The organism is Paenibacillus residui, from assembly GCF_042677205.1.
GTDB lineage: Bacteria > Bacillota > Bacilli > Paenibacillales > NBRC-103111 > Paenibacillus_L > Paenibacillus_L residui.
Genome location: NZ_JBHTIU010000113.1, coordinates 1 through 544 on the forward strand (window position 1 = coordinate 1; position 544 = coordinate 544).

Sequence of the window (544 nt, forward strand, 5' to 3'; positions counted from 1 at the left end):
TATAATTACTCAATGATAATGTCCACTGGTGGAGGACAAAGCCCAAGCGAAGGCGCGGGAGTCACCCTCTGTGGATATGTTATTCCATGTATACAGTTGCAGGTGTTCGGTAATCTAACGACTGATGTGGCCGATAATGATTGTAGAATTCAAAGTACCGATGAATGCCGCGGCGCGCTTCTTTGGGCGAGGTATACTCGTGCAAGTAGACTTCCTCATACTTCAAGCTGCGCCATAGTCGTTCCGTAAAGATGTTATCCACAGCACGATTCTTTCCATCCATGCTGATTCGGACTTGGTTGCTATTCAGCAACTCGATGTACTGTGAACTGGTGAAATGACTGCCCTGATCACTGTTCATAATTTCGGGCCGGCAAGCGCTCAGCGCACGACTTACAGCCTCCAGAACAAAGGGCAGTTCCAGGCTCTGATCCAACTGCCAATCGATCACGTATCGCGAGTACCAGTCCAAGATCGCTACCAGATACATCCAACCGCTCTGCAGCCGGATATACGTGATGTCGATCCCCCACACCTGGTTCAC

Annotated in this window: 1 protein-coding gene; it reads right to left on the minus strand. The window is 49.6% G+C overall.

All coding sequences use genetic code 11. The annotated features are described in order from the left end of the window. Positions 1-79: 79 nt before the first annotated feature. Positions 80-544: IS3 family transposase (locus ACFQ03_RS25795; protein ID WP_379291885.1), on the minus strand; the 465-nt coding region annotated here is incomplete at its 5' end.